Here is a 26,923-nt window from a genome sequence, read left to right on the forward strand (position 1 = left end):
GTGCAGGAGCAAGTGCTGCTGCGCAGCCTGACAAGAATGAAGGTGCCCAGCCTGTTCTGGCACAGACCCAGTCTGCGTGGCGGCTGACAACTCCCTGGCGTCAGTAGCGCACTGTCGGGATACCGGAAAAACCGCCGCCTAAGGTGCCGCCATGAGCGTGCACAAGCGCCCCGCATGAGCCCGCACAAACCCCGTCCACACCAAATTTTTTGTGTATACCTTGTGCACGGACCCATAAATAGAAAAAGCCGGATTTCTCCGGCTTTCGCTAAGTCTTTGATTCTATTGGTCGGGACGGAGTGATTCGAACACTCGACCCCTTGCACCCCATGCAAGTACGCTACCAGGCTGCGCTACGCCCCGACTGAGGCAAAATTATAGCAGACGGTTTGCCAAATTTGCACGGGAAAGCTGCAAGTAGGCCAAGAAAATCGCAGGCGCCTCGCGCCGCCCTACTTCCAGTCGCCGCGCAGGTCGCGCACCTGCGCCTGCAAGTACTCGGGTGTCGCCTCGAGCGGGCGCACCGGGGCGCCCACCGCCAACGCCAGTTGCGAACGGGGACCGCGGGTAAATACGCGGCCAAACAGGTTCTCCTTGTCGCGCGTGAACACGCTGCCCCACAGGCCGCGCAGCGCCATCGGGATCACCGGCACCTTGCTGCGCTCGACGATCTTGGCGATGCCGCCGCGGAACTCGTTGAGCTCGCCGTCGCGCGTCAGTTTGCCTTCGGGGAAAATGCACACGAGGTCACCCTCGTGCAGGGCACGGGCGATGTCGATGTACGCTTTCTCCATCAGCCACGGGTCTTCCTTGGCGGGGGCGATGGGGATGGCCTTGGCGGTGCGGAAAATCCAGCCGGCGAACGGGATCTTGAAGATATTGTGGTCCATCACGAAGCGGATCGGCCGCGGACTGGCCGCGACGATCACCAGCGCGTCGACGTAGCTGACTTATCGGTCTAAAAAACAGTAAACAATCTAGCATGTGAGTGAGTGAAAACGGCCGCGCGCCGTAGCTTCTTTGAGATTTAGTAAACAAGTCTCCGAGTTTGCCCCGGTTGTTTACACTTCTTTGCGCAACTATGGAAGCAATCTCCGGTGCGCAGCTCCGGTCGCCGAGGGAACTAGCAGCGAAACTACCTGTGCACCGTATGAATACGCAACCAGTGACGGCCTATTCGCCTCCCTATCAAACGCTACTTCTGCCCAATGCGCTGTAATGAGACGACGACGCACATGCCGCTAAATTGAAGTGTCCCCAGCCACGCTGAGAGATTCGTCCTCCGGACGACTCGACGAACCGGCTCGCCGCCCGCCCCAGTGAGTAGGACAAGGTGTTTTGTGTTAGCCATTGATTGGGCTTTGGGAATCCACCAGGAAAATTAGTACCTATCCTGCAGTTCAGCGCACATGGAAACATCAGCAGAGAGTGAACATTACTTGGAAATGCAGCCTTGCGCGAACCCCAAAGGTAATTTGGCGAAATCCTAACCTACGCGCACAGACTGTTGCCGCAACCACACACTACCGACAGACCTGTCATTTTTTTAAGTTTGGCATTCTTGCCTCTTCATCATTACGAGTACAATAGAAAATTCCATCGGCCCATCGGAATGCACATTCGAACGCCATCGAAATTTTCAACCATGACTTAAGTTAAGTCGTCGGTTACCAAACTATATCTTTAGGACGACTACAGTGATTTCAGGAAAACGAATTCGTACTTTTATACAATTATTATTATCACTTTCCATATCTGTATCACTAGGTACCGAAGCCGCCACGAAAAAAGAAAAGAAGCTCGCTTCCGATTCTCAAACCGTCCAGATTAACGGACAGATATTTATAGTCACTAAGGGCCAAGAGGCGGTGAAACTGGCCCTAGTGCCCGTGTCCATTATTACCGAAAAAGAAGTTCAAGCATTACTTTCGTCGAGGGCGGCCGCATTAAATCAAACTCGTCGCGAACTGGTGCCTATAATTTTAAGCAAACAACAGGAACTGGACCAACTCACAGGTGGAAACACTAAATCGTTTATCCAGGACCTAACGGAGTTTGACACTTTATCTAATGAGCAAGTTAACCAAGCTTTGAAATGCGGGAAGGTTCCGCCCTCTATTTGGAGAGATTGCCTCAGGGAACTGCGACCCGAAAGAATTGAACGGGCTCGGGTATTAAGCGCGCAGCTAGAGCCAATGAGGAAAAATACAGGATTAGTTAGAGCTGAACTGGTAACAGCGAGCCGAAAATACAAGGCTGGTACTGACCCGTCTGACTTTTACACCTATATGGATGGAGCGCTAGCAAGTGGGGGGCAGTTGACAAAATCGGATGCTGATGGAAAATTCAGCTTCAAGTTCAAGAAGTCATCGCGTCTCGCTCTCATGGCAAAGGCGTCCAGATTAGTGGGCGACAAAGAAGAGACCTATAGGTGGATTGTCTGGCTTCCTTCTGGAAAAGCGGACGATGGTAAAATAAATATTACGCTTGCAAATGATAATCTACTGGAAACAAATTGTGCTGATTGCGTAAGCTATCGTAGTAATATTGAGGAACATAAGGAGCTGTCTAGCGTAGTGACATTTTCTTCAGAAAACTTGCCAGGCGCTTTTTAATGAGTTCATCGCATCTTACAAGAGATAAGAGAATATTATGAAAATCGAGATTGAATTACCCGAACAACTACCCCATGGACACGCCGGCTCCTTTAAGAAAGGTGTTGCAGACGCCCTGCTTAAGGGAGTGAGCACTAGACTTGAACATACACCGACGGGGCATGAGCTCAGCCGTGAAAAGGGTAAAGAGATAGGGACGCACTTGACGCGCCGGATTGCTGAAATAACAAAAGAATAGATTATACCTATCCGACATGGCAGCGAGCGGCAGGCTTGACGGAGCAAACTAGGAGGTGGATATGCACCGCATGATACCGGTCCATTTAAAACTTGTTTAAAATAGTCGAATCCGAAAACGTCAAAATCGTCTTGCAGGCGCGTACACGTTCGGAACGAATTTTAAGTCAGTGAACGCGAGTGAAGGTAACAGAGAGCATGCTCAGTGGCTTACATGGGCCCTGCGGCCCATACCCCGCTATGTTAAGTCGTCTCGTCACCATCCGTTGCCAGCTCCAACATGCGCTGCGTTAGCAAAGCCCCAAGCCCAGCATTACGGGTTTGCGCCCGCGGAGGGCCTTCCACGGCCTTGCGGGCGGCCGCTGGGTCCCCAACGATGATAACCTGGCCTTGAGCACGAGTCATCGCCGTATAGATGAGTGTTCTGTCCAGCATTTTGCTGCCCGTAATTGCGACGATAACCCGAGGCCACTGCGAGCCTTGCGCCTTATGCACCGTAACCGCGTAGCCAAGTTCCAGGTCGTCCAGCATGGCTTCAAGGATTGGACGCTTTTCACCATCATCCCAAAGCACCCATCCTATCGCATACCCAATCTCAGACCCATCCGCATTCGTCAGAAGTCGAGGAACATCTTCGATTTCCACCAGCCGCCCAAGTGAACCGTTCTGCACGCCCCAATCCCACATATTGCGGGTGCAAAGCAACTGGTCCCCCAAGTAGAAACCGGTGCCCGCAAATGACTCGAGCTCGTCGAGGTAGACCAGAAGCGGACGGCTCATTTTGGTGAACCTACTTTGACATAGGGCGTTCACGGCTTTGGTGCCGTCGGTGTTGTTTCGCCGTGGCGTCAATATCTGTGTATTCGCCACGTCTGACTCATACAGCGCGACAATGACTTCGGTGATGGCCGCCGGCGCGCAGGGAATGAACGAAATTGGGTCACTGGCATCATTTCCCAGCACGGGCCAGAGGCCATTGCGCACCGCTTGGGCGGCCAAGGCGATGGAACCGCCATAACGCTTCACAACTTTCAGCTCAACTTGCGGAATACCGACTACACCAGCTATGGCGTGCAGCACTAGCCCCGGCCCAACGGGCATGAGTTGGCCGGGGTCGCCTGCCAACACCAATCTGACATGCGTCGGCAGCATCTCGCAAAGACGACTCATCGTCATTATGTCAACCATCGACGCTTCGTCAACGACGAGTACACATCGACCAGCCAAGTTCTCTTCGGTGACGTTCCGGATGAAGCTAGCTATCGTCGACGCCGGACGACCGGTCGCTTCGAGCATCCTTTTCGCAGCGCGGCCAGCCAGAGCTACTTGGAAGACCCGCGTGCCCGCTTCGTCGAAGATTTTGTAGAGCGCTTTCAACACTGTAGTCTTGCCTACGCCGGCGCCGCCCACAATGAGTGACAGCGCGTTGGCCGAAGCCATATGTATCGCGAGGCGCTGCTCATCGTTTAGCGCGATGCCTTCGGAGGCTTCATACTCGGCAACGATGGAATCCACGTGCTGACGGTGCAAAAGGGGGACGTTATTGGAGGGGAGAAGTCGTTCGGCCAGTGTGCGCGACACGTTCGCCTCCATTAGCCAGGCTCCGATTGGATGCACGAATCCATCCGTGCCGAGAACGAAACTACCGTTCGATAATCCGTGTGCGAGCGCCTCGCCCGCCTTTTCGCGACAGGGACCGTCCAGGATGCTCGCCAGGCGCGAAATGAGCGAGTGGATGGGGGTGCATGTATGACCGTCGCCAAAAACGCGGTAAAGGGCCTCCTCTGCGGCTCCCTGCAGCCGCCGCGGGTCATCCGCCTCTATCTTGAAATGATTGAGGGCTAGAGCGTCGACTTGCCTCCAGTTCGCACAGAACGACAGGAGACGGTATGGGTCCGCTTCGAGCTGGGTAGGTGTTTCTGCGCCGAAGAATGCAAGCACTTTACGTCCAAGCGCTACGCTGAAACCTTGAGACTGGAGCCATTGCAGCGTTCTCGCGTCACCGTGGCTTGCCCAAGCGGTGATAGCAGTACGGGCGCTCTCAGGCGTGAGAATGGTCGTGAGCGCCGCCAAGTCACCCTGCTCCAGTACATCGTAGAGCTGTTCGCCGAACTTCTCCCACAGCTTGCGTGCCTTTACTGTACCGATGCCCTCGAAGGCGGCGCCTTCGGCCATGAATGCCACAATGTGTTCCCCCGAAGGCCGCATCATAGTAGCTGTCTCAGCCTGCAGTTGCTGCTCCGTTATCCGGTAGCCGTTTTGCTCTAGCACGCGCGAATCTACTTTTCCGGCGAGCCGCCACCACTGACCAGGCTCAACGGTTGCCCCACCGAGGACTGCTGCGCTTGCACGGACAACGAGGTAGCTTTGCGCATCAACAGCATTGCCTGCAGTGTCGATGGCCCTGCCTGTGAAAATAGCACCACCAAACCCACGAGGGTTCTGGCTGCGAACAGTTAAGACCCGCACAGTTTGCTGATTCAACGCGGCAGTCTCCCTGTCATGCGCAATGCATCCTGCAACATCGTGTAGCGGTTCAATTGCTGTTTCAATTCGGCGTTCTCAACGCGCAGGCTAGCGTTTTCCTGCTCCAGCCGACGAAGTCGGTCAGCATCAAGTGTGGCCTTAAGTCGGCCCTTTTCCCGTAACTCAGGTGCGTCGGAGGCATCTTCCTCCCGTCGCACGGCCGCTGGTAGAACCCCCCGTTCGCGCAAGGTAGTTTCAAGCTCGCGAAGCGCAGACTTGATACTCGGATTCTGGCTTAAGGCCGAAAGGGCGAACCCACATTCCTTGACTATCTCCTTCCTGGACAGGACGCCGCGATGCACCATTTCACGAAAATCACTATCGGACTTGGCTGCCATCCAGGCCTGAAATGCCTTCACATTTTCTGCTGCCAGCTGCTGACCGTTAGCCATTCTTTCCCTTTGTTTTTTGTTTGGCGGCTCTGAGAGATTTCAGTTCGTCAGTCCGGTCTCTATCCACGTCGGGTAGCGGCCTCGAAAGTTCAGCCTCGCTTAGCCCCTTAGCATAGGCGTTGTAAGCCCATACGACGAACTTGTCGCGCATCGCGTCGAGCTGTACCTGTAGTCCAGCATTTTCGGAAAGCAACAGAGCAAGCTTCGTGTCGTCGGCCCCATTCGTTTCCGATGCTCCATCACGACGTAATGCGGCGCCGGCCTCCTTCCGTCGTGCAAAGGCTTGGCGAATTGGCTCGTGGGCGTGAAGGGCTTGACGCGTGTAATTCTGACGCAGGCGGCGTGCGATTGACGTGCAAAGAGCCGGCCAAGTCAACTTTCCAATCCATCCATCCAGCAATTCGACAACGGTACTCACGTCTTGGTCCGTAAGATTTTTCGCGCGCTGGTGCTTCATGCGGCACCCTCCTCTTTGTCTGGCGAAGTAGACGGCTTTGGAAGGGCGTTAGGCGTACGACTCACTATTTTCAGCACTTTATCGGTCTCCTTGAGCGCGAATATTCGCCTCTGCGTAGCCTGCTCGATTCGCGACGCGCCGGGCATGCCTCGCGAGCGAATAACAGCGCCATCTGGTACTTTGGGATTATCGAGAATGGCGATAAGTTCTTCCAGACGTTCCATCGTCTTTGCTTGGTGCTCAACCCAGCGGTCAGCGCCATAATTTTCTTCGGCCTGAGCAAGCTGTGCTTCCTTAAGCAGTTCACGTGTCTCGTCTAAGTGGCGCCGGAGCGCCGCTTCCTTCACCGCGTCACCTTTTACGCAAACATGTTCGTCACAATTGAGACAGTCGCGGAAGAGCGTGCACGGAAGCATAGTGAAGTCGTGGACGCAGTGCCCAAACTCGGTCGTGTGGCCGGCGACACCGCTCGGCTGCTTGAAGCGGCTGCGAGTCACCAAGAAATGGGGAGTCTGCAAAATTGCTGGGACTTGTGCCGAGGTTGCGCCACCGACAATCTCTTCTGCCCGCAGGGCTAAGTCTCGTCCAGAAACATGGTCGTATTGCCGGTTCTGCGCAACCAAGCGCCTACCGGACCACAACGCGATATCGAGTTGGCTCATGTGATTGATTTGAGCGGCCATATTTAGGTAGTGACGGGGCTGGTGCGTTTTCAGCTGAATCGAGGAGCCATCATCTTCCCTGAAGCCGTGTCGCTCGAAGATGGAACTGCTCGGTGTCGCGCCAAATCTCGAAATCACTGCGGCCCGGTTCACTGAGGCAATCATACAAACGTATTTGCAGTAGTCCGACTGCACCCCACCGCGCTCCGTTACAAATAAAGCATCGCTAAATTTGATACCACGTTTCTTGTCGATAAAAGGGAATGTGGCCGGAAGCATCGCAAGGACCTTCCGCTCTACCGTGGCATAGGGATAAGCAACGATTTTTCCAATTTCTGCGCCCGACGAAGGTATTGGGGTTTCTTCGCTTCCTCCATCAAACCACTGGTTTGCGCCATTCCGTCGAGTGGCATCATTCACATCTACGTCCTCACCATAGAGAACTTGCGTAAGCTCCGAACGAGAAAGTAATGGCCGCAAACGTAGATGCTCCAAAGATTTTGGGAGGTACATGCGACCCGGATTGTGTTCATACCACAATGCGAGTTCGCGCCCTCGATGCGTTAGTGAGCGAATTCGGCGCAACGCCTCTCTGGCCACTTCATGCATCGGCTCGGGAATCCACTTAACTTGGGATGCTCCGCCCTTGGCGGGGCGCCAACGCAGCCCGAACTTCATAGAGCCGTCCGAGGCCTGCTCTTCATGCTCGGGGTTAGTCTCCAGCGCCATGACCTCGCTAATACGTGCGGGACCGCAGCAAAGCAACGCTCCAATGCTTGAGAACATAATGTCCTCCGGCTCACTTGCATCGCAAAAGATTTGCGCGAGCGAAGCCAAGGCCGTTGGGGAGGGAAGTTTTTTGTCGCGGTGCTTATAGAAGTCTTCCCCAACTCGTGTGCCGTTATTCTCGTTCTTAAACGGCGCTTTCCAGGCGAAGGGGGTGAACGCGAGGAGATTTTTCTGCACGAAGTCAGCAATTTGCTTCAGCGCGTGGCCGTAGCTCGCCAACGAACTCAACGCGTATGTTTGCTTCAGACGCACGGAAGTAGCGTCAAGCACAATGGGCGTCAGAGCGGTTATATCCGCAGTCCCGACACATTCGATTAGGGCATCGTGGAGAACCCGTAGCACAAGTAGCCTGTGCGTTTCGGGAGTCTCAACGGGCGCCATTCCTTGTTGGTACCGGATATACGCTTTGGAAAATCCTAGAAAGGGTTCCGTTAGCGGAACCATTTGGTGGTCCTTCATACCTTTCTTAGTGCTTGCAGTCGTCCCGAAGCGAATCTTGTGGTTGCGGTTGGTTCCCTGGTATGACCAAATGTTTTCCTCGAAATTCAGGTCTACCTGGATTGTCTTGAGCTGCGTACTAGCAACCCTGATAAATGCTTCAAGGTTACGCTTCGCGTCGAGCTCAGGCTTTGGAGTAAAAAGTACGATATCAGCCATGCAGCATTCCTCGCCGTTTACTCTCTTCGCCGCAGACCCGGGCCACATAGAGCACGGATAGGATGGTCTGGTCGTTTATCGAGGCAATGCGAGCTCCGCCCTCCAGAAATCGCTCCCGTTCAGCCATGAGACGTTCGGCCAGCTGCCGGTGAGGGCCGTCCAACCAGGGCTCGAAACTCGAGCAGCTGTAGCAGGCCAGCGGCTTCAAGAGACCGCAGCCGCTTTCCGTTCCGCATGAGCCCACCGGCTTCCGGCGGTCAGTGCGCATGTCAATAATTCTGCTTGATAGGTCCTCACGCCGAGTAGCCTCTGTCCCATCTTTAATGATTCTTTTGAATAAAAATGCATGAGCCAATGGCGCGACTGTCGATGCCAATTTTTCGTCGAGCCGAATCGCAATTTCGGGGGTGGATGCGATGTAGACCGCGGCGCTGTTGACGTTAGTGTGGTCAAGCCCCGCGGCTATCTGCTCCAGGGTGCAGTTCTCTTGAGCCATTCGTGTACCGAACGTGTAACGGAATCGGTGCGCATGGACCCTTAAAGCGTCCCCGGTTCTCTCTGATATCACCTTAACTTTCTTCCAGGTAACTTTTAACCAATAGTGGAACTGGGGAGGGCTAGCATGAAAACGGAACGTGCCCGTCTTGTTATCGGCCATGCCGGCGGTTGCCGGAAACAGTGGCGCCTGCGACGGGTCAGCCAAGCGGCCCACGTGAGAATTTCGAACGCCGTGAGCATATGCTAACAACGGGATTCCAAGTTCACGAATGACCTCGCGCACGGTGAATGCGTCCCTGGCCAACGAATCGGGCTGCTTTGCCCTCGGAACGTCTATCTGATAAGCCACCTCACCGTCCTCATCCTTTTTCGCGCGGAGGTCGCAGACTTTCATCGCAGCAAGCTGCTTTGGGCGGACCCCAAGCGCATTGATAAGCCAAGTTGCCATGTACATCGACTCCGACACTTCACCGGCAGCAAACAAATTGTCCATCGCATAAATGACATTTTGCTGTTCAATATCGGTAAACGGACCATGTATCGGACAGCGGATACGGACGCGCTCACCGGTTTCGTTGCTTTTCAGCGTAACGGAATCTAGGAACATGCCCGCTTCTTCGGTGAATCCCGGAAGTCCCATCTCCCGCCACCAGTGAAAAACACCACCTAACTGTCCGAGCAACACTTCACCCGAAACGCGCAGCCCTTCGCGCTTCGTCCCCTTAAAATTGATAAGGTCAATTTCGGTGATAGTGCTCACCGGTCCGCCATTCCATTGATGGAGACAGGCCAGGAACTGGTTGACCTTGCCGAAAGTGGTGTGCAGCGTCGAGGGCGCCCGTTCCTCAGCAAATCGAATCAACACAAGCTTTACCGAAAGCAAGAACGATTGAGATAGCGGAGGCAGTAGGTCAAACCTGATGCGTACATCATTGTTCTCATCGGTGTATGACCATTCAGCATGCCTGGGGTCGAAACTCGCACCACTTCTGGTGGCTACCTTCGAAGGCAAGCTCCAAGTGCTTTGCACGCTGTGAATAGTTTTCATGTCGCATTCCGTATCAAGTCGCCCTGCATCTTCAGCGACACCTTCTTTGACTGTTCGCGCGTGTGCCGGCGCAGATAGACCTGGCTGGTCAGTGAATCCGGCGCCCACCCCATCGCATAGTTACGCAACTGTGCCTCCTCTTCGTTCGATATGTTCTCCCGGTCGCAATGCTCCGAGAAGTCGTCATTCCAAGTATGCCGAAGAACGTGCGGACTTAGCTCCGAAGGCAAGTCAGGGCATTCATTTCTCAGTGCGGCAAACACCTTGGCCAACCCGCTAAGCGACAGAGGGGCGCCGGAGCCGTTTGCAACGAAGATGAAGCCATGCTTACGTGCTCCCTTGAGACTGCGGCGGTCCACTTGCACGTAGGATTTCAGAAGCGACGTCAACTCATTTCCGAGCATGACCTCACGGTCGCTGGTTTTGGTATTTGGCTCATAAGGCCTTGGGTCGTTCTTGTCGTCAGCCTTACGGACGATTCGAATGACTCCGGTAGCAAAGTTAACATCCGCTGTTCGCAACCCGAGCAACTCCCCTCGCCTGCAGCCCAGCTTGAGAAGAAGTTCAACAACCAATCGGTTACGAGCACGCCCATGATGACTCGTCCAAGGATTGTCAGGAGATTCTGGCCGAACCACCTCTAAGAGGCGAACTTTGTCTTTCGTGGACAACCCCTCACGTTGCTTCAGTGTGGTCCGACTTCGGCTGCGAGGAATACGGGTGCCGAGTTGCGCACTTACCCGCTTTTGGGCTGCCTCCAGTTGTCGCCCTAGCTCTGGGCTCCCCGCTCGTCGCATCCGACCTATCCATAGCTCCGCAATCCAGTTGAGATAACTGCGGATATAGACCAGTCGCACGGAAAGAGAACGACGGTGCAAGGAATTACCGAGAGGCTTTGCCCCTTCACCAGGGCCTGGGAGGTAGATGACGTATGTTGCGTTGAGGTCGACGGGCGATATAGCGACTGCTGCAAGTTCTCGAAGTGGCGATGACGCTTGGCGCATTGCCTCTTCGACTTCCCATTGTTCAAGTATCCGCCCCTCATTCAGGCGGCTAAAAAGGTCGATTCTGCTGCGGTCTAGTATCAGCTGCAACGCCATGACCGAACGCAGCGCCTGCTCAAGCGTGGCGCTTGCTTGTCCAGAATTTCGCAGATGGGACAGCGCAAAGCAAGTCGGGTAGAACAGCGGCATCCCACTTTCGCGTGTACACAGCACCGGGAGGCGCTCACCGCTTTCGCGGACCAACATTCTGATGAAATAGCGGTTCAACTGTTTACCTTTTTCGAATGTCTCCGGTAACAGTTATTTTAGCTCAACCATTAAAAAAATGTAAAGAAGAAAATTTTCTTGCAAAATCAATTAGTTACCGGCTTTTCGTTTACGACAAAAGATTCGTCTCCATAAGCTGACGTGGTTGCACACGAGGACCGCGGCGCCCTCCGCCGGGATGCGCTCGGCGCCCACCACCTCGACCCGGTGGATGGTGTGGATGAGCAGCCAGGCCAGGAAGCGCATCAGGAATTCCGGCACCAGCGAGAAAATGTACAGCGCCACCAGCGCATTGAGCAGGGCCGTGACGAGGAACATCTGCGGTATCGTCGCGCCCAGCGTGAGCAGCACCATCGCCAGCAGCGCCGACGCCACCATGAACAGCGCATTCATGATGTTCATGCCGGCGATGGTGCGCGAGACGTGGGCCGGATCGCAGCGGGTCTGGATCAGGGCGAACAGGGGCACGATGAACAGGCCGCCGAACACGCCGATCAGGACGATGTCGGCCAGGATGCGATACACGCCGCCCTGCTGCAGCAAGCCGTGCACATCGACGGCGAGCGTGTTGTGGTAGCCCAGGCTGGCAAAATACAGGTCGATGCCGAATACCGACAGGCCGATGGCGCCAAACGGCACCAGGCCGATCTCCACCTTGCGCCCCGACAGGCGCTCGCACAGCAGCGAACCGGTGCCGATCCCCAGCGAAAACACCGTCAGCAGCAGCACGAACACGCCATGGTCGCCATGCAGGTAATCCTTGGCGTAGACGGGAAATTGCGACAGCATCAGCGCGCCGTAAAACCAGAACCACGAATTGCCCAGGATCGACAGGAACACCGTGCGGTTGGCGCGCGAAAACGCCAGGTTGCGCAGCGACTCGGCCAGGGGATTTTTGCTGATCACCAGGTCCGGCGCCGGCGCCGGCGACAGGGGAATGCGATAGCTGGCCAGCAGGCCGATGACGGCCACGCCGAGCGTCGCGCCGGCCACCAGTTCGATGCCGAACGGCTTGTGCGACACCAGCATGGCGCCGCCGATCTCGCCCAGCAGGATGCCGACGAAGGTGCCCATCTCGATGACGCCGTTGCCGCCGACGAGTTCATCGGGCTTGAGGTTTTGCGGCAGGTAGGCATATTTGACGGGGCCGAACAGCGTCGAATGGACGCCCATGCCGACCACCGCCAGCACCAGCAGCCACAGGGTGTGACTCATCCAGCCCACCCCGGCGACGAGCATGATGGCGATTTCAAGCCACTTGACGAAGCGCGCCAGGCGCGACTTTTCATACTTGTCCGCGATCTGGCCGGCGGTGGCGGAAAACACCACGTAGGGCAGGATGAACAGCGCGGGGATGACGATGTTGAGCGTGGCGGCGGGGATCGACGTCCAGCTCAGGGCGTCGAAGGTGAGCATCACCAGCAGCGCTGTCTTGAACAGATTGTCGTTGAAGGCGCCGAAAAACTGGGTCCAGAAAAACGGCGCGAAGCGCTTCTGGGCCAGCAGGGCAAACTGGCTGGCGTGTGCCGGCCCGGATGACTGGCTGGCGGAACTGGCGGGGCTGGGCTGGCTCATGGCGGACGGCTTGGGGGTGAACAGACTCGTAAAATACAGCACATTGCCCGGGGCGACAAACGATGTTTCCGTAAATCACTGCGTGGCATCAAACAGGCCGCCCGGCATCGTCCCGTGCTACTCGACACGCGGCGCTTGCCGCGCCCGCCCCAAGCGCCAATCATGCTGTGTATTCGGTGCCGCCTCCACGGCGCGGCCGCCCTTCCCTCACGAAAGTTGACGATGATGAAGCTGAACCTGACACTGGTGCCGGCGGCGCTGCTGGCCGCGGCCTTGCTGGCCAGTAGCGCCTGCGCAAGCGGGGCGCCGGCGGGCCCGCAGGGCAGCACCCACCTGTCGAACGCCTCCGCCTGGGTCGCCAACGGTTCGGCCACCGTCGTCACCGGCAGCTTGATGACCCTGGCCGGCGTCGGTGGGCTGGTGCTGGCCAGCGTCGAAGTGGCCGGCGACGCCAGCGTCGTCGTGCTCACTGGCGCCGCCGACGGCATCGGCGCCAGCGTGCGCCTGTCCGGCCAGGGCGCGCGCAACGCCGCGCTGGTGGCCGGCGCCTCGGTCGAAGTGGTGGCCCGTGCCAGCGGCTACCTGCTCATCGCCAGCGGCCAGGTGATCGCCTTCATCCCCAATGCGCTGGGACGCGCCCTGCTGCACGACGCCCCCCTGGCGGGGCCGGCTTGAGCCTGACCATGCGCACCCTCCCTCCCCTGCCGCCATGGCTGGCACGCCTGGGCGCGGCGCTGCTGCTCACGCTGCTGCTGGCCCCCGCCGCCCGCGCCGGCAGCGCCTGCACCGCCCGCGCGCCCGACGCCGCCGCCTTCGGCAAGGCCATGACGCTGGCCGAGCGCACCGTCGCCGCGCTCGACCAGTCGGGCGCCGAAGTGGTGCTGATCGCCCGGGCCGGCGCCGACCTGTCGAAATACCACCTGCGCTACTCGCACATGGGCTACGCCTGGCGCGACCATCCGCACGGGCGCTGGCTGGTCGTGCATGAACTGAACCAGTGCGCCACCGCCGCCTCGGCGCTGTTCGAGCAAGGCCTGGGCACCTTTTTTCTCGACGACATGCACGCCTACGACACGCGCATCGTCGTGCCCTCGCCGGCCATGCAGGCGCGCCTGGCCGCCATGCTCGCCTCGGCCACCCCGCGCACGCTGCACGAGAGAAGCTACAACATGCTGTCGTATGCATTTTCCACCCGCTATCAGAATTCCAACCAGTGGCTGCTCGAGACCTGGGCCGTGGCCGCCGCCGATGCCTCGCCCGGCACGCGCGCGCAGGCCCAGGCCTGGCTGCGCCACGCCGGCTACCAGCCCATCACGGTGGAGATCGACGCCATGACGCGACTGGGCGCGCGCGTGGCCCGCGCCAACGTCAGCTTCGACGACCACCCGTTCGAGCGCCGCATGGCCGGCCACATCGACACCGTCACCGTCGACTCGGTGCTGCGCTTCGTGCAGGCGCACGATGCGGGCGCGCGCGTGATCGACCTGTCGCTCTAGGACGACGCCTCAAGGCGGGGCGCGCCGGGCCGCGCTGCGGCGGTACAGGGGCCCGATCAGCAGCACCACGGCGACCATGCGGGTGACGTGAAAGGCCGTCACGATCGGCACGCCCAGGTGCAGCACGCGCGCCGTCAGCGACATTTCGGCGATCCCGCCGGGCGAAGTCGCCAGCACCGCCACGCCGGGATTGATGCCGGCCAGCGCCGCCAGCAGCGCGCCAAAGGCGGCGCCAAGGCCGATCATCAGCAGCGCGCAAACCGCCGCGCCGGCCATGAACCGGGGCGCCGTGTGCACGAAGGCGGGGGTAAAACGGGTGCCCAGCGAGACGCCGATGAACAGTTGGCCCAGGTGGATCATCCATTCCGGTATGCGGCTCAGGTGCAGGCCCGAGGCCGTCAGGACCATCGCCACCAGCAGCGGGCCGATCACCCAGGCGTTGGGCGAATCGAGCCGCATCAAGGCCAGCGCGCCCAGCGCGGTGAGCGCGATGAGCAGCAGCAGCCCCGCCACGCGCACCTCGGTGGCGCCCGGCACATACAGGTCGATCACGGCCGGCAGGCCGTGGCCGCTCCACCAGCGGATGGCGAACGGGATCGTCGCCACCACCAGCATCATGCGCACGCTGTGGGCGGCGGCCACGCGCTCGACGGCGGCGCCGTGGCGCTCGCCCTGCGCCGCCATCTCCGAGGCGCCGCCGACGGCCATGGCGAAAAAACAGGTGACGAAATCGGCGCCCGACAAGGCCTGCAACAGGCGCCCGGCGGCCATCCCCAGCGCCAGCGCGAACAGCACGGCCAGCACGATCCACCCCGCCCAGGACGCCAGCGTGCCCACCACCTGCGCCGTAAAATACAGGCCCAGCGTGGTGCCGATGGCCCACTGGCCCGCGTAACGCACCTGCACCGGCGCTTTCAAGGGCACGCCCAGCATGCACGCGCCGGCGCTGGCGAACAGGGGGCCGATCATCCACGGCAGCGGGGTGTCGAGCCGTACGCACAGCAGGGCCGCGGCCAGGGCCAGCAGCAGCGCCGCCGCCAGGGTGGCGGCGCGGTACCAGCGCGGGCGCGCCAGCGGTGTTCCGGTCATGGCGGAGTTAGGCCTGCCCGGTCAGAACACCCACAGTTTATCGGCCGGCATGTGCAGATAATAATTGCCGGCCTCGAGCCGGTGCTTCGAGTACGCACTCAAGCTCGTCTCGCCCCGCGTAAACAGGCACTCCCAGCGGTCGCCCAGGTACATGCAGGTCAGCAGCGGCAATGCCAGGGCATTCTCCAGCGGGGTCGCGCTGACGCGGATTTCTTCCACCCGGATCAGCGGCTGCACGGCGCTGCCGGCGGCCACGGCGGCGCCGGCGCCGCGGACGATGCCGCGCATCGGCGTGCCGTCGATGTTCAAGGTCAGATGGTCGCCGTCGCGCGCGCTGACGGTGCCGTTGAGGCGGTTGTTCGAACCCATGAATTCGGCGGTAAACAGGGTGTCGGGCGTCTCGTACATCGACTGCGGGCTGCCCTGCTGTTCGATCTTGCCGTTGTTGAGCAGCAGGATGCGGTCGGAGATGGCCATCGCCTCGGCCTGGTCATGGGTCACCATCAGCGCCGACAGGCCCAGCCGCACGATCAGTTCGCGCAGGAAGGCGCGCGCTTCCTCGCGCAGCTTGGCGTCGAGGTTCGACAGCGGCTCGTCGAGCAGGATCACGGGCGGGTTGTAGACCAGCGCGCGGGCGATCGCCACGCGCTGCTGCTGGCCGCCGGAGAGCTGGTGCGGAAAGCGCTCGCCCAGGTGGCCCAGGCCCAGCTGCTTGAGCACGTCGTTGACCTTGGTGGCGATCTCGCTCTTGCCCATCTTGCGCAATTTGAGGCCGTAAGCGACGTTGTCGAACACGGTCTTGTGGGGCCACAGCGCGTAGGACTGGAACACCAGCCCCAGGTTGCGTGCTTCGGCCGGCATCTCGAGCTTGCTGGCGCCGTCGAACACGCGGCGCTCGCCGATGTCGATGGTGCCCGCCTTCGGGCTTTCCAGGCCGGCGACTGCGCGCAGCAAGGTGGTCTTGCCGCTGCCCGAGGGGCCCAGCAGGGCCACCACTTCGCCCCGCCGCAGGTGCATCGACACCCCCTTCAAAATCGGGTTGGCGGTGGCGCCACTGCCGTAGTCGAGGTGCAGTTCGTTGACGGACAATTCATTCATGCTCTGGTCTCGTTTCATGATCGGTCGTATTTCTTATGTTTGTGTATTAGTTATGCAGCTTGACGCCGAAGCGCAGCGCGATGCCCAGGCCAATCGCCACCAGCGTGATGTTGATGAACGACAGCGCCGCCACCAGGTCGGTGGAACCGCCGGCCCACAGCGACACCAGCATGGCGCCGATCACTTCGGTACCGGGCGAGAGCAGGTAGACACCCGTCGAATACTCGCGCTCGAAAATCAGGAACACCATCAGCCAGGCGCCCAGCAGCCCGAATTTGATCAAGGGCAGGGTGACGTCGCGCGTGACCTGGCCGCGGCTGGCGCCGACCGCGCGCGCCGCCTCTTCCAGCTCCGGCCCCACCTGCAGCAGCGCCGTCGAGATCAGGCGCATGCCGTAGGCCAGCCACACCACCGAATAGGCCAGCCACAGGGCAAAAATGGTCGAGCGCACCGCGCGCAGGGCGGGAATGGCGTGCTCGATCAGATACTGGGCGACGCCGCTGTCGGACATCTTGAGCAGGCTCTCGAGCCAGGACGGCACGAACAGGAACACCCACAGGAAGGCCAGGCCCGCCAGCAGGCCCGGCACCGCGCGCGGCACCAGCACCGAGTAGTCAAGCAGGCGGGTGATGCCGTCCGGCTTGCGGTGCATGGCCAGCGCGATGGCGCAGTAGCACACCACCGCGAGGGCGCCGCCAATGACGCCGATCAGCACCGTGTTGAGGATGCCGCGCATCAGCGAAGGCTGCTCGAAAATATCGCGGAAGTGCTGCAGCGTGAGCACGTCGGCCAGGTTGACGCCCTCGCCCCAGTACTGCACGAACGAGCGCAGCACGATGCCGGTGATCGGCAGCACGATGGTAAACACCAGCCAGCCGGCCAGCAGGGCGAACGCGATCCATTTCCAGCGGCCCAGCGGCATCACCTTCTGGCGCGCGCCCTTGCCCTTGATCGAGACGTACTTGTTGGCCGACTTGAGCAGGTGGCGCTGGATCATCACCAGCGGCATCGTCACCGCCACCAGGCACACGGCCACCGCCGCCATCAGGTGGTACGAGGGCGTGCCCAGTTTATTGGTCAGCTTGTACAGGTAGGTCGCCAGCACCAGGTGGCCTTCCGGGTCGCCCAGCACCAGCACCAGGCCGAACACCTCGAAGCCGAGGAAAAACACCAGCACGCCCGCATAGGCCAGCGCCGGCATGATCATCGGCAGCGACACGTTCATCATCACCTGCAGGGGCGAGGCACCCGCGACCCGGGCCGCTTCCTCGACGTCCGAGCCCAGGCTTTTCAGGGCCGACGAGGCGTACAGGTAGACGTGCGGCACGTGGGTCAGGCCGGCGATGATGACGATGCTGGTGAACGAATAGATATTCCAGGGAACGAAACCGAGCAGTTGCTTGGCCCAGGTCGAGTAGAACCCGACCGGCCCCATCGACACAACGTAACCGAAGCCCATCACCATGGGCGAGACAAAAATCGGCACCAGCAGCAGCGGCGCGATCCAGCCGCGGCCGGGCAGGTCGGTGCGGATCATCAGGAAGGCCAGCGCGCCGCCCAGCGGCACGGCGATCAGGGCCAGGCCGCTGGCGAGAATCATCGCGTTTTTCAGCGACAGCCAGAAATCGGGGTCATCGAAAATAAAACGGTAGGCGTCCAGCCCCAGCACTTTGCCGGGCATGAAGAACGGCGCCGACAGGAAGCTCTGATAAAAGATCAGCAGCAGGGGCACAAAAACGGCGAGACAGGTGAGCGTCACCACCAGGCCGCGCGACCAGTGAAGGCTGCGCGGTCCGGGCAAGGAAAAGGTAGACATGAGAGTTCCTGAAAAAGGATGCGGCGCTGTTCACGTAGACAAACAGCGCCAGACTGCGACGAACATGGCGGACCGGCCGGCGGTCCGCCGTTGTACCAATACGCGGCGATTACTTCTTGCCGGCGGTTTCTTTCCACTGCTTCAGGAAGGCCATGCGCTTGGCCGGCGCCAGGTAACTGAGCACGGCCGGGCCGACCGGCACCGGCTTGATGTTCTTCTCACCGATCAGCTTGATCAGGTCGGCCGAGGTGGTCTCGCCCTTGACGTCGGCGCGGATCGCGTACAGCTTCGAGTCGTTGGCGATGACGGTCTGGCCGCGGTTCGACAGCATGTAATCGAGCCACAGCTTGGCCGCGTTCGGGTTCTTGGCCGCCTTGTTGATGAACAGGACGCGCGACAGGATCAGCGTGTAATCCTTCGGCAGCACGATGCCGATCGACGGATCGGTCTTGGCGCGCACCAGGGCGTAGGAGCCCAGCACGTTGTAGCCGATCAGGTTCTCGCCCGAGGAAATCCGCTCGAGCATGGTGCCGGTCGAGGACTGCACGCGCACGCGCGCCGCGCCGAACGCCTGCTCGAGTGCGGGAAACTGCGGGAAGTCCTGGGCGTCCTGGGTCATGAACATGAAGCCGACGCCGGATTTTTCGATGTCGTAGGTGGTGACCTTGTCCTTGAATTTTTCACCCTGGATGATGCGGGCGAAGTCGGCGTGGGTCTGGGGGATCTCCGCACCCGTCACCAGGCGCTTGTTGTAGACGATGGCGGCCGGCTCGAAGGTGGTGCCGTAGGCCATGTCGTTCCACATCGCCCAGCCAGGAATCTTCGACGCTTCGACCGATTTGTAGGCCATCGCGTAGCCTTCCGAGGCCAGCTTGATCTGCAAGTCCATGGCCGACGACCACATCACGTCGGCGGTATTGCCGCCGGCGGCCGCTTCGGAGATGAAGCGGTTGTACACTTCGGTCGAGTTCATGTCGTTGTATTCGACGGTGATGCCGGGATACAGGGCACTGAAGTCCTTGATCAGCGGTTGCGTGGCCTTGCTGTCGGTGGCGCCGTAGACCACCAGCTTGCCTTCTTTCCTGGCGCCGTCGATGAGTTTCTGGTAGTCGGCGGGATAGCCGGCCGGCACCTGGGCGAAGGCGGCGGTGGCGAAGCAGGACAGCACGGCGGCGGTGATAATCGATGGGATCAGTTTCATGGTGGTCTCCGTAAGTGATTCGTTTTGATTTCTTGGTTTTTGAGCGGCTCGGTCAGCGCACCAGCTTGAAGTCGCGGGCGGTGCGCCTGTAATCTTCGACGGCCTGCTTGACGTAAGCCGTCAACGGCGCGCCGGTCATGCTGAAGGGATAAAAGCCGTAGGCGGCGCGCATCTGCGCAAATTCCGGCGACGCTTCCATCTGGTCGAATGCCCGCACCCAGCGCTGGTAGTCGGCGTCCGACGCTTTCGGCCCCATCCACACGCCGCGGATGATGGGCCACACCATGTCGACGCCCTGCTCGCGCGCCGTCGGCACATTCGACAGCACGCCGGGCAGGCGCTGCGCCGACAGCACCGCCAGCACGCGCACCTTGCCGGCGCCGGCGTACAGGGTGGCTTCGGAAGCGTCACCGGGCACCACCTGCACGTAATTGGCGTCGAGCGCGGTGAACGCCTCGCCGCCCCCTTCGAGGGCGACGAAGCGCAGCGCGCGCGGATCGACGCCGGCGCTGCGCGCCAGGATCGCCATCTTCAGCCAGTCCTGGCTGCCGATGGTGCCGGAGACGCCGATCAGCACTTTCTTTGGATCGCGCTTGAGCGCCGCCAGCAGGTCGGCCAGTGTCTTGTACTGCGAGTCGGCGCGTACGGCAATCATGCCGTAGTCGGCGCCCAGTGCCGCCACCCAGCGCACGTCGCCGGCGCTGGCGTTGCCGAACTTGCCTTGCGCCAGGTTGAGCAGCGAGCCGCCGGAAAACGCCACCAGCGTGTCGCCGTCGGCGGCGCGCTGCGACACCATCGTGTGCCACGCCACCGCGCCGATCCCGCCCGGCATGTAGGTCAGGCGCATCGACGAGGCGGCCGATTTTTCATTCAGGGCTTTCTGCGCCAGCTTGCACGTCAGGTCCATGGCGCCGCCCGGCTTGGACGGCACCACGCACTCGGCGGCGCGCGCCGGCGCAGCCGGCACCGCAGCGACGGCCGCGACGGCCGGCATCATGCCGGCCGCGCAGGCGGCCAGCAAGCACCGCGCCTTGAGGGTCGCTGGCATCGGTGGATCAGAAGCGGTGCTGGATGCCGGCGGTGATGCCGCGCTGGGTGCCGGCGAACCCTGGATCGTCGCGCGACAGGCTCACCAGCTTGTTGTTTTTCGCCTTGGCGTAGCCGACGGCGCCATACAGGTCGGTGCGCTTGGACAGCGCGTACAGGCTGCGCAGCACGTACATGGTGGGATCGGCGTCCTGGCCGGCGGCGACGTTCTTGACGTCGACGTGGTAGACGGCGCCGGTCAGGGTCCATGCCGGTTTGATGTAGTAGGACACGCCGCCCCAGTAGGTGTCGCCCTTGATGTCGGCGGTGGCGGCACGGCCGGCCACCAGTTTGTAGCCGCGCATGCCGGCGGTGAAGCGCCAGTCGGTCAGCTTGTAGTCGGCGGCCAGGTGGTAGGCGGTGGTTTCGTCGCGGTTGCCGGTGGCGACGACGACGGCGTTGCCGTTGATGCGCTCATAGGTGGCCATGGCGGCGAACGGGCCGTGGGTCCAGGAGCCGCCGACCGAGTACTTGCGGCCATCGTTGGCGGAGCCGGCCTGTTCGCCCAGTCCGACGGTGGCGCCGTACTTGAATTCGCCCATGCCGCCCGAATACTTGACCAGGTTATCAAAGGCGGTGGTCATGCCGTATTTCGACGGGCCCGACGCGTTCGTGGAGGTGGCCCACGAGTAGTTCGGCGCGTAGCCCAGCGGATCGAACAGGATCACGAAATCGTAGGCGGTGGTGAACGAGCGACCAATCACCAGGCGACCGTAGCTGCCGTCCAGGCCGACATACGCCTGGCGCTTGAACAGCACGCCGTCGAGGTTGCCCGTGTCGAGCAGGATGCCGCCCTCGAGATTGAAGACGGCCTTCAGGCCGCCGCCCAGGTCTTCGCTGCCGCGAAAGCCCCAGCGCGAGGTGTTCTTGCCGCCCGAGATAACCCGGACCTGGCCGGCGCCGGTGGCGGTGGCATTGTTGATCGATTCGACGCCGGCGTCGATCAGGCCGTAGACCTGGACGTTCGACTGGGCGTGGGCGCTGCCGATGGCGGCAGCGGAAAAGGCGGAAAAAAGGGCGAGCGAAAGCAAGGACTTCTTCATTACATGTCTCCAGCAGTGGTTATAGTTATGGGTACTTCAGTTGCGACTTCGACTTATGGACCTACTATAGAGCCCCGATCCTTTCATTTGCCTTTCATATCTGAACTTATACGTTGCGCCCCGAGACGACCGCAATAACCATTAATTGTGGTGCCGCCGGAAAATTTTCGCTTGACCGGCGCAAACGCAGGGTTTAAGTTCTGCGCGATGAGAATATTGCTAGTCGAGGACCACCTCGAACTGTCGCACTGGCTGGCCAAGGCCCTGCGCGACGCTCACCTGACGGTCGAAACGGCGCACACGGGCGCCGACGCCGACGCGCTCCTGCACACCCAGGATTATTCGCTCGTCATCCTCGACCTGACCCTGCCGAAGATGGACGGCCTCGAAGTGCTGCGGCGCCTGCGTGCCCGTGGCGGCGCGCGCGCCAATACGCCGGTGATGATCCTGACCGCGCGCGGCGGCCTGGAGGAACGGGTGCAGGGCCTGAACCTGGGCGCCGACGACTACATGGCCAAGCCGTTCGAACTGGCCGAACTGGAAGCGCGCGTCAAGGCGCTGCTGCGGCGCAGCCAGGGCAACGAAGCGCTGGTGCACCAGTGCGGCGCGCTCGCCTTCGACACCGTCACCCGCATGTTCACCTACGACGGCGCCACGCTGGGCCTGACGCCGCGCGAGCACGCCGTGCTCGAAGCGCTGATCACCCGGCCCGGACGCGCGGTGCCGAAGGAAAAACTGTTCGACGAGGTGTTCGCCCTGTCGGACGACGCCAACGTCGACGCCATCGAACTGTACATCCACCGCGTGCGCAAGAAGCTCGACAAGGTGGCCGCCGGCGGCGCCGCCATCACAACCCTGCGCGGCATCGGCTACATGCTGCAGCCGCGCGCGCCGGTGCCGGGCGCGGCCTAGCATGACGCCGCTGGCAAGCAGGATCACTGCCAGGCTGGCCGGCCGGTTCGGCCCGAGCGCCCCGCGCGGCAGCCTGCGCAACCAGTTGCTGCGCTGGCTGCTGGTGCCACTGATCGTGCTGGTCGCCGTCAACGCCATCTCGGCCTACGACAACGGCCTGGAAACGGCCGACGTGGCCTATGACCGCGCCCTGCTGGCGTCGACCCGCGCGCTGGCCGAACGGGTCTCGGTCAAGGCCGGCAAGGTGGTGGCCGACGTGCCCTACGTCGCCCTCGACAGCTACGAGACCGACACCCTGGGCCGCATCTATTACAAGGTCACCGGCATCGAGGGCGAAACCGTGTCAGGCTTTGCCGACCTGCCGCCGGTGCCGGCCAACGTGCCCCGCTCGGACGCCTATCCGGCGCTGGTGCGCTTCTATCACGCCAACTACAACGGCGAGCCGCTGCGCATCGCCGCCCTGCTGCAGCCCGTGTACGACGATTCGATGCGCGGCATCGCCCTGATCCAGGTGGGCGAAACGCTCGACGCGCGGCGCGGCCTGACCCGCAAGATCCTGTTCGACACGCTGCAGCGCCAGGGCATGCTGCTGCTGGCAGTGGCCACCCTGGTATGGTTCGCCGTGCGGCTGGTGCTGGCGCCGCTGATGCAGCTCAAGCGCGAAGTGGAGCGCCGCGACGTGCACGACCTGTCCGACGTCGACGCCGCGCTGGTGCACCGCGAGGTGCGCCCGCTGGTGGGCGCCATGAACAGCACCATGTCGCGCATGCAGGACCTGATCGCCAGCCAGCGCCGCTTCATCGCCGACGCCTCGCACCAGTTGCGCACGCCGCTGACGGTGCTGAAAACCCAGGCCCAGCTGGCCCTGCGCGAAAACGACCCGACCGCCATGCGCGCGATCGTCGCCTCGATCGCCACCACCACCGACGCCACCGTGCACCTGGCCAACCGGCTGCTGACGCTGGCGCGGGTCGAGCATGGCGGCGAAGTGGCGGCCCTGACGCGGGTGGCGCTGGCCGAGGTGGTGCGCCAGGTGGCGCTCGAACTGGCGCTGCCGGCGGTGCAAAAGCAGCTCGACCTGTCGCTCGACGTGGACGGCGCGCCGCAGGTCGATGGCCAGGCCCTGCTGCTGCACGAGATGATCAGCAACCTGCTCGACAACGCCATCCGCTACACCCCGGCCGGCGGCCGGGTGGCGCTGCGGGTGCGCGCCACGCCCTCGGGCGCCCTGCTGGAAATCGAAGACAGCGGCGCCGGCATCGCCAGCGCCGAACGCGACAAGGTGTTCCTGCCGTTCTACCGCTCCTCGTCGACGATGGCCGAGCACCAGGACGGCAGCGGATTGGGCCTGGCGATCGTGCGCGACATCGCCGTGCTGCACGGCGCTGCCATCGCGCTCGACCATGGCGCCGGTGGGGTGGGATTGAAAATCAGCATCGCTTTTCCCCTGCCGACGGCAGCGCCCGCGGGCGAAAACGACAAGACTTGAGGCGTCTCAAACGGGGGCGTGCAAGCTGCGGCGCTGCGATGTGGCGCGGGTAGAATCCCCCGGATGAAAACGCCATACACCAACCGCTGGATCGCCCTCGACGCGCTGGGGCCGGAAGATGACGACGCCGAGTTGCGCGACTATGTCAGCGCCGACCTCGACGAGCCCGACGGCCTCGACGAGCTTGCCAAGCTGCGCCAACGCGCGCTGGCGCAGGCGGCGCCGCTGGCGCGTCACCACGGCGTGGGCCCGGGCGAGGACGCGCTCTAGCGCAACAATGCAAGCACGGCGGGACGCCTGTGGCGCCCCGCCGCCGTTTAACTCAGGCTCTCGAGCCTGATCCGCGTCACCGTTCCCACCACCGTCTCGAGCGCCTCGATCTTTTCGATCGCCGCGTCGATGTTGCGCTCACGCGTCTGGTGCGTGAGCATGATGATGTCGAGACGGGTGGCCCCTTCGGCCGGCTCCTTCTGCAGCACGGCGTCGATCGAAATGCGGGCGTCGGCCAGGATGCGGGTCAGGTCCGCCATCACGCCCAGGCGGTTTTTCACGTACACGCGCAGGTAGTAGCTGGTGTTAATTTCCGACATCGGCCAGATCGCCACATCGGTCATCTGGTTCGGCTGGAAGGCCAGGTGCGGCACCCGGTATTCGGGATCGGCGGTGGCCAGGCGGGTGATGTCGACCAGGTCGGCGATCACCGACGACGCGGTCGGCTCGGCGCCGGCGCCCTTGCCGTAATACAGGGTGGCGCCGACGGCGTCGGCCTGCACCAGCACGGCGTTCATCGCCCCCTCGACGTTGGCGATCAGGCGCTTGGCCGGGATCAGGGTGGGATGCACGCGCAGCTCGATCCCTTCGACGCCGTCGATCACGGTGCGGCGCGTGATGCCCAGCAGCTTGATGCGGTAGCCCAGCTGCTCGGCATACTTGATATCGACCGCCTGCAGCTTGCTGATGCCTTCGACGTGGGCGCGCTCGAACTGCACCGGGATGCCGAAGGCGATCGCCGACATGATGGTCAGCTTGTGGGCAGCGTCGACGCCTTCGATGTCGAAGGTGGGATCGGCTTCCGCGTAGCCGAGCGCCTGGGCCTGGGCCAGCGCGGTGGCGAAGTCGAGGCCCTTGTCGCGCATCTCCGACAGGATGAAATTGGTGGTGCCGTTGATGATGCCGACCACCGACTCGATGCGGTTGGCGGTGAGGCCTTCGCGCAGCGCCTTGATGATGGGGATGCCGCCGGCGACGGCTGCTTCGAACGCCACCATCACGCCTTTTTCCTGGGCGGCGGCGAAGATCTCGTTGCCGTGCGCGGCCAGCAGCGCCTTGTTGGCGGTGACGACGTGCTTGCCGTTGGCAATCGCCCGCAGCACCAGTTCGCGCGGCAGCTCGTAGCCGCCAATGAGCTCGACGACGATGTCGATGTCGGGATGGTCGACGACGGCGAAGGGGTCGTCGACGACGGTCACGTGGGCGCCCACGAGCGACTTCGCGCGCGCCGCGTTGCGGGCGGCGACCATGGTGATTTCGATGCCACGGCCGGCGCGGCGGCGGATTTCTTCCTGATTGCGCAGCAGGACGTTGTATGTGCCGGCGCCGACGGTGCCGATGCCGAGCAGGCCTACTTTGATGGGATTCATATGCTTTATAGGGTGTGAGTGGCCGCGCCGTCGCCGGCGCCGGACGCGGTGCTTAGCGCCCGTGGCGACGGCGGTAGCCGTCGAGGTAGCGGGCGATGCGTCCGCAAGCGTCGACGAGATCGTCGGCGTTGGGCAGAAAGACCAGGCGGAAGTGATCGGGCGAAGTCCAGTTGAAGCCGGTGCCCTGGACGATCAGCACTTTTTCCTCGGCCAGCAGATCGCAGGCGAACTGCTGATCGTCGGCGATCGGGTACATCGCCGGGTCGAGGCGGGGGAACATGTACAGCGCCGCTTTTGGCTTGACGCAGGTCACCCCTGGAATATCGGTAAGCAGTTGGTGGGCCAGGTCGCGCTGCTTGAGCAGGCGCCCGCCGGGGCCGACCAGGTCGGCGATGCTCTGGTAGCCGCCCAGCGCGGTCTGGATGGCGAACTGGCCGGGCGCGTTGGCGCACAGGCGCATCGAGGCGAGCATGTTGAGCCCCTCGATGTAGTCGGTGGCGTGGCGTTTTTCGCCCGACACCACCATCCAGCCGGCGCGGTAACCGCAGGAGCGGTAGTTTTTCGACAGGCCGTTCAAGGTCACGAACAGCACGTCGTCGGCCAGCGCGGCGATCGACTCGTGGCTGGCGCCGTCGTACAGGGTCTTGTCGTAGATTTCGTCGGCGTAGATGATCAACTGGTGCTGGCGCGCCAGTTCGACGATCTGCAGCAGCACTTCGCGCGGGTACAGGGCGCCGGTGGGATTGTTCGGGTTGATCACCACGATGGCCTTGGTGTTGGCCGTGATCTTCTTGCGCATGTCGTCGATGTCGGGATACCAGTCGGCCTGTTCATCGCAGATGTAATGGACCGGTTTGCCGCCCGACAGGCTCACCGCCGCCGTCCACAAGGGATAGTCGGGCGCCGGCACCAGCACTTCGTCGCCGGTGTTGAGCAGGCCGTTCATGGCCATCACGATCAGTTCGGAGGCGCCATTACCCAGGTAGATATCGTCGATCTTGACGCCGGCGATCTTCTTTTCCTGGGTGTAGTGCATCACCGCCTTGCGGGGCGCGAACATGCCTTTCGAATCGGTGTAGCCGGCCGCGCTGTGCATATTGCGGATCATGTCATGGACGATCTCGTCGGGCGGATCGAAGCCGAACACGGCCAGGTTGCCGATATTGAGCTTGATGATCTTGTGACCGTCCTCCTCCATCTGGCGCGCCTTTTCCATGGCGGGGCCACGAATCTCGTAACACACATCGTCGAGCTTGCTGGATTTGAGGATTGGTCGCACGGTGAAATCCCAATAGTATTGAAGCTGCCTGTGGCAATCGACTGCCA

At 61.5% G+C, this 26,923-nt stretch carries 21 protein-coding genes, 1 tRNA gene and 2 pseudogenes; 7 read left to right on the forward strand and 17 right to left on the reverse strand.

The annotated features are described in order from the left end of the window. Positions 1-286: 286 nt before the first annotated feature. Positions 287-363 (reverse strand) — tRNA-Pro (locus ACP7EY_RS19980). An 89-nt stretch (positions 364-452) separates the two neighbouring features. Then, a pseudogene (locus ACP7EY_RS19985) lies at positions 453-950 on the reverse strand (1-acyl-sn-glycerol-3-phosphate acyltransferase); the annotation flags it as partial. Between the two features lie 747 nt (positions 951-1,697). Between ACP7EY_RS19985 and ACP7EY_RS19990 the strand changes: the two are divergent. Both ACP7EY_RS19990 and ACP7EY_RS19995 read left to right on the forward strand, forming a co-directional pair. Beyond that, entirely contained in the window at positions 1,698-2,615 is a 918-nt protein-coding gene (locus tag ACP7EY_RS19990; RefSeq protein WP_426196723.1) for a hypothetical protein, read from the forward strand. A gap of 37 nt (positions 2,616-2,652) precedes the next feature. Next, positions 2,653-2,853: a hypothetical protein gene (locus ACP7EY_RS19995; protein ID WP_426196725.1), complete on the forward strand. Its 201-nt coding sequence runs from the start codon at positions 2,653-2,655 to the stop codon at positions 2,851-2,853. 242 nt (positions 2,854-3,095) lie between these two features. On the opposite strand, the gene ACP7EY_RS20000 is transcribed toward ACP7EY_RS19995, so the two are convergent. The 7 genes and pseudogenes from ACP7EY_RS20000 to ACP7EY_RS20030 form a co-directional block, all read right to left on the reverse strand. Further along, the gene (locus tag ACP7EY_RS20000) at positions 3,096-5,336 is read right to left on the reverse strand and encodes an ATP-dependent DNA helicase (protein WP_426196727.1); all 2,241 of its coding nucleotides are present in this window, start codon (positions 5,334-5,336) and stop codon (positions 3,096-3,098) included. Further along, positions 5,333-5,770 (reverse strand): VPA1267 family protein, encoded by a 438-nt coding sequence (locus ACP7EY_RS20005; protein WP_426196729.1) that lies wholly within the window; start codon positions 5,768-5,770, stop codon positions 5,333-5,335. The genes ACP7EY_RS20000 and ACP7EY_RS20005 overlap by 4 nt, the downstream gene beginning before the upstream one ends. Further along, entirely contained in the window at positions 5,763-6,227 is a 465-nt protein-coding gene (locus ACP7EY_RS20010) for a hypothetical protein (RefSeq protein ID WP_426196730.1), read from the reverse strand. The genes ACP7EY_RS20005 and ACP7EY_RS20010 overlap by 8 nt, the downstream gene beginning before the upstream one ends. After that, positions 6,224-8,335: an integrase gene (locus ACP7EY_RS20015; RefSeq protein WP_426196732.1), complete on the reverse strand. Its 2,112-nt coding sequence runs from the start codon at positions 8,333-8,335 to the stop codon at positions 6,224-6,226. Before ACP7EY_RS20015 ends, ACP7EY_RS20010 begins: the two co-directional genes overlap by 4 nt. Then, complete coding sequence (locus ACP7EY_RS20020) at positions 8,328-9,881, reverse strand: site-specific integrase (protein ID WP_426196733.1); 1,554 nt, start codon at positions 9,879-9,881, stop codon at positions 8,328-8,330. Before ACP7EY_RS20020 ends, ACP7EY_RS20015 begins: the two co-directional genes overlap by 8 nt. Continuing rightward, positions 9,878-11,152 carry a tyrosine-type recombinase/integrase gene (locus ACP7EY_RS20025; protein WP_426196734.1) on the reverse strand — a complete coding sequence of 425 codons (1,275 nt, stop codon included), beginning with the start codon at positions 11,150-11,152 and terminating at the stop codon, positions 9,878-9,880. The genes ACP7EY_RS20020 and ACP7EY_RS20025 overlap by 4 nt, the downstream gene beginning before the upstream one ends. A 135-nt stretch (positions 11,153-11,287) precedes the next feature. Continuing rightward, positions 11,288-12,727 (reverse strand): annotated as a pseudogene (locus ACP7EY_RS20030) (MFS transporter); the annotation flags it as partial. Positions 12,728-12,949: 222 nt separating this feature from the next. Here ACP7EY_RS20030 and ACP7EY_RS20035 point away from each other — a divergent pair. Both ACP7EY_RS20035 and ACP7EY_RS20040 read left to right on the forward strand, forming a co-directional pair. Next, positions 12,950-13,402 carry a hypothetical protein gene (locus ACP7EY_RS20035; protein ID WP_426196736.1) on the forward strand — a complete coding sequence of 151 codons (453 nt, stop codon included), beginning with the start codon at positions 12,950-12,952 and terminating at the stop codon, positions 13,400-13,402. 8 nt (positions 13,403-13,410) lie between these two features. Further along, a complete protein-coding gene (locus ACP7EY_RS20040) occupies positions 13,411-14,223 on the forward strand; it encodes a DUF2145 domain-containing protein (protein WP_426196738.1) in 813 nt (270 codons plus the stop codon). Between the two features lie 9 nt (positions 14,224-14,232). Here the strand turns inward: ACP7EY_RS20040 and ACP7EY_RS20045 are convergent, their stop codons facing one another. The 6 genes from ACP7EY_RS20045 to ACP7EY_RS20070 form a co-directional block, all read right to left on the reverse strand. Next, positions 14,233-15,312 (reverse strand): AbrB family transcriptional regulator, encoded by a 1,080-nt coding sequence (locus tag ACP7EY_RS20045; protein WP_426196740.1) that lies wholly within the window; start codon positions 15,310-15,312, stop codon positions 14,233-14,235. Positions 15,313-15,333: 21 nt separating this feature from the next. After that, positions 15,334-16,410, reverse strand: a complete 1,077-nt coding sequence (locus tag ACP7EY_RS20050; protein ID WP_426196741.1) for an ABC transporter ATP-binding protein — start codon at positions 16,408-16,410, stop codon at positions 15,334-15,336. 46 nt (positions 16,411-16,456) lie between these two features. Further along, positions 16,457-18,226 carry an ABC transporter permease gene (locus ACP7EY_RS20055; protein WP_426196743.1) on the reverse strand — a complete coding sequence of 590 codons (1,770 nt, stop codon included), beginning with the start codon at positions 18,224-18,226 and terminating at the stop codon, positions 16,457-16,459. 109 nt (positions 18,227-18,335) lie between these two features. Next, positions 18,336-19,427: an ABC transporter substrate-binding protein gene (locus ACP7EY_RS20060; RefSeq protein WP_426196744.1), complete on the reverse strand. Its 1,092-nt coding sequence runs from the start codon at positions 19,425-19,427 to the stop codon at positions 18,336-18,338. A 52-nt stretch (positions 19,428-19,479) separates the two neighbouring features. Beyond that, positions 19,480-20,475 (reverse strand): tripartite tricarboxylate transporter substrate binding protein, encoded by a 996-nt coding sequence (locus ACP7EY_RS20065; protein WP_426196746.1) that lies wholly within the window; start codon positions 20,473-20,475, stop codon positions 19,480-19,482. 7 nt (positions 20,476-20,482) lie between these two features. Continuing rightward, entirely contained in the window at positions 20,483-21,556 is a 1,074-nt protein-coding gene (locus tag ACP7EY_RS20070) for a porin (RefSeq protein WP_426196748.1), read from the reverse strand. Between the two features lie 207 nt (positions 21,557-21,763). Between ACP7EY_RS20070 and ACP7EY_RS20075 the strand changes: the two genes are divergently transcribed. The 3 genes from ACP7EY_RS20075 (at position 21,764) to ACP7EY_RS20085 (ending at position 24,227) form a co-directional block, all read left to right on the forward strand. Next, complete coding sequence (locus ACP7EY_RS20075) at positions 21,764-22,468, forward strand: response regulator (RefSeq protein ID WP_426196750.1); 705 nt, start codon at positions 21,764-21,766, stop codon at positions 22,466-22,468. A 1-nt stretch (position 22,469) separates the two neighbouring features. Continuing rightward, positions 22,470-23,957, forward strand: a complete 1,488-nt coding sequence (locus ACP7EY_RS20080; protein ID WP_426196752.1) for a sensor histidine kinase — start codon at positions 22,470-22,472, stop codon at positions 23,955-23,957. 63 nt (positions 23,958-24,020) lie between these two features. After that, on the forward strand, positions 24,021-24,227 hold the full coding sequence (locus ACP7EY_RS20085) for a hypothetical protein (RefSeq protein ID WP_426196753.1): 207 nt from the start codon (positions 24,021-24,023) through the stop codon (positions 24,225-24,227). A 47-nt stretch (positions 24,228-24,274) separates the two neighbouring features. Here the strand turns inward: ACP7EY_RS20085 and ACP7EY_RS20090 are convergent, their stop codons facing one another. Next, entirely contained in the window at positions 24,275-25,597 is a 1,323-nt protein-coding gene (locus ACP7EY_RS20090; RefSeq protein WP_426196755.1) for a homoserine dehydrogenase, read from the reverse strand. A 52-nt stretch (positions 25,598-25,649) separates the two neighbouring features. Continuing rightward, entirely contained in the window at positions 25,650-26,876 is a 1,227-nt protein-coding gene (locus ACP7EY_RS20095; protein WP_426196757.1) for a pyridoxal phosphate-dependent aminotransferase, read from the reverse strand. Positions 26,877-26,923: the final 47 nt, after the last annotated feature.

This window comes from Massilia sp. DWR3-1-1 (assembly GCF_049898325.1).
GTDB lineage: Bacteria > Pseudomonadota > Gammaproteobacteria > Burkholderiales > Burkholderiaceae_D > JAFCUW01.

What these genes read in the sequence shown, in the direction of transcription:
- ACP7EY_RS20060 (WP_426196744.1), bottom strand. Translation starts at nt 19,427, where the DNA reads ATGAAACTGATCCCATCGATTATCACCGCCGCCGTGCTGTCCTGCTTC.
- ACP7EY_RS20020 (WP_426196733.1), bottom strand. Translation starts at nt 9,881, where the DNA reads ATGAAAACTATTCACAGCGTGCAAAGCACTTGGAGCTTGCCTTCGAAG.
- ACP7EY_RS20075 (WP_426196750.1), top strand. Translation starts at nt 21,764, where the DNA reads ATGAGAATATTGCTAGTCGAGGACCACCTCGAACTGTCGCACTGGCTG.
- ACP7EY_RS20015 (WP_426196732.1), bottom strand. Translation starts at nt 8,335, where the DNA reads ATGGCTGATATCGTACTTTTTACTCCAAAGCCTGAGCTCGACGCGAAG.
- ACP7EY_RS20045 (WP_426196740.1), bottom strand. Translation starts at nt 15,312, where the DNA reads ATGACCGGAACACCGCTGGCGCGCCCGCGCTGGTACCGCGCCGCCACC.
- ACP7EY_RS20010 (WP_426196730.1), bottom strand. Translation starts at nt 6,227, where the DNA reads ATGAAGCACCAGCGCGCGAAAAATCTTACGGACCAAGACGTGAGTACC.
- ACP7EY_RS20035 (WP_426196736.1), top strand. Translation starts at nt 12,950, where the DNA reads ATGATGAAGCTGAACCTGACACTGGTGCCGGCGGCGCTGCTGGCCGCG.
- ACP7EY_RS20040 (WP_426196738.1), top strand. Translation starts at nt 13,411, where the DNA reads ATGCGCACCCTCCCTCCCCTGCCGCCATGGCTGGCACGCCTGGGCGCG.
- ACP7EY_RS20070 (WP_426196748.1), bottom strand. Translation starts at nt 21,556, where the DNA reads ATGAAGAAGTCCTTGCTTTCGCTCGCCCTTTTTTCCGCCTTTTCCGCT.
- ACP7EY_RS20055 (WP_426196743.1), bottom strand. Translation starts at nt 18,226, where the DNA reads ATGTCTACCTTTTCCTTGCCCGGACCGCGCAGCCTTCACTGGTCGCGC.
- ACP7EY_RS20085 (WP_426196753.1), top strand. Translation starts at nt 24,021, where the DNA reads ATGAAAACGCCATACACCAACCGCTGGATCGCCCTCGACGCGCTGGGG.
- ACP7EY_RS20050 (WP_426196741.1), bottom strand. Translation starts at nt 16,410, where the DNA reads ATGAATGAATTGTCCGTCAACGAACTGCACCTCGACTACGGCAGTGGC.
- ACP7EY_RS20090 (WP_426196755.1), bottom strand. Translation starts at nt 25,597, where the DNA reads ATGAATCCCATCAAAGTAGGCCTGCTCGGCATCGGCACCGTCGGCGCC.
- ACP7EY_RS20005 (WP_426196729.1), bottom strand. Translation starts at nt 5,770, where the DNA reads ATGGCTAACGGTCAGCAGCTGGCAGCAGAAAATGTGAAGGCATTTCAG.
- ACP7EY_RS20080 (WP_426196752.1), top strand. Translation starts at nt 22,470, where the DNA reads ATGACGCCGCTGGCAAGCAGGATCACTGCCAGGCTGGCCGGCCGGTTC.
- ACP7EY_RS20065 (WP_426196746.1), bottom strand. Translation starts at nt 20,475, where the DNA reads ATGCCAGCGACCCTCAAGGCGCGGTGCTTGCTGGCCGCCTGCGCGGCC.
- ACP7EY_RS19995 (WP_426196725.1), top strand. Translation starts at nt 2,653, where the DNA reads ATGAAAATCGAGATTGAATTACCCGAACAACTACCCCATGGACACGCC.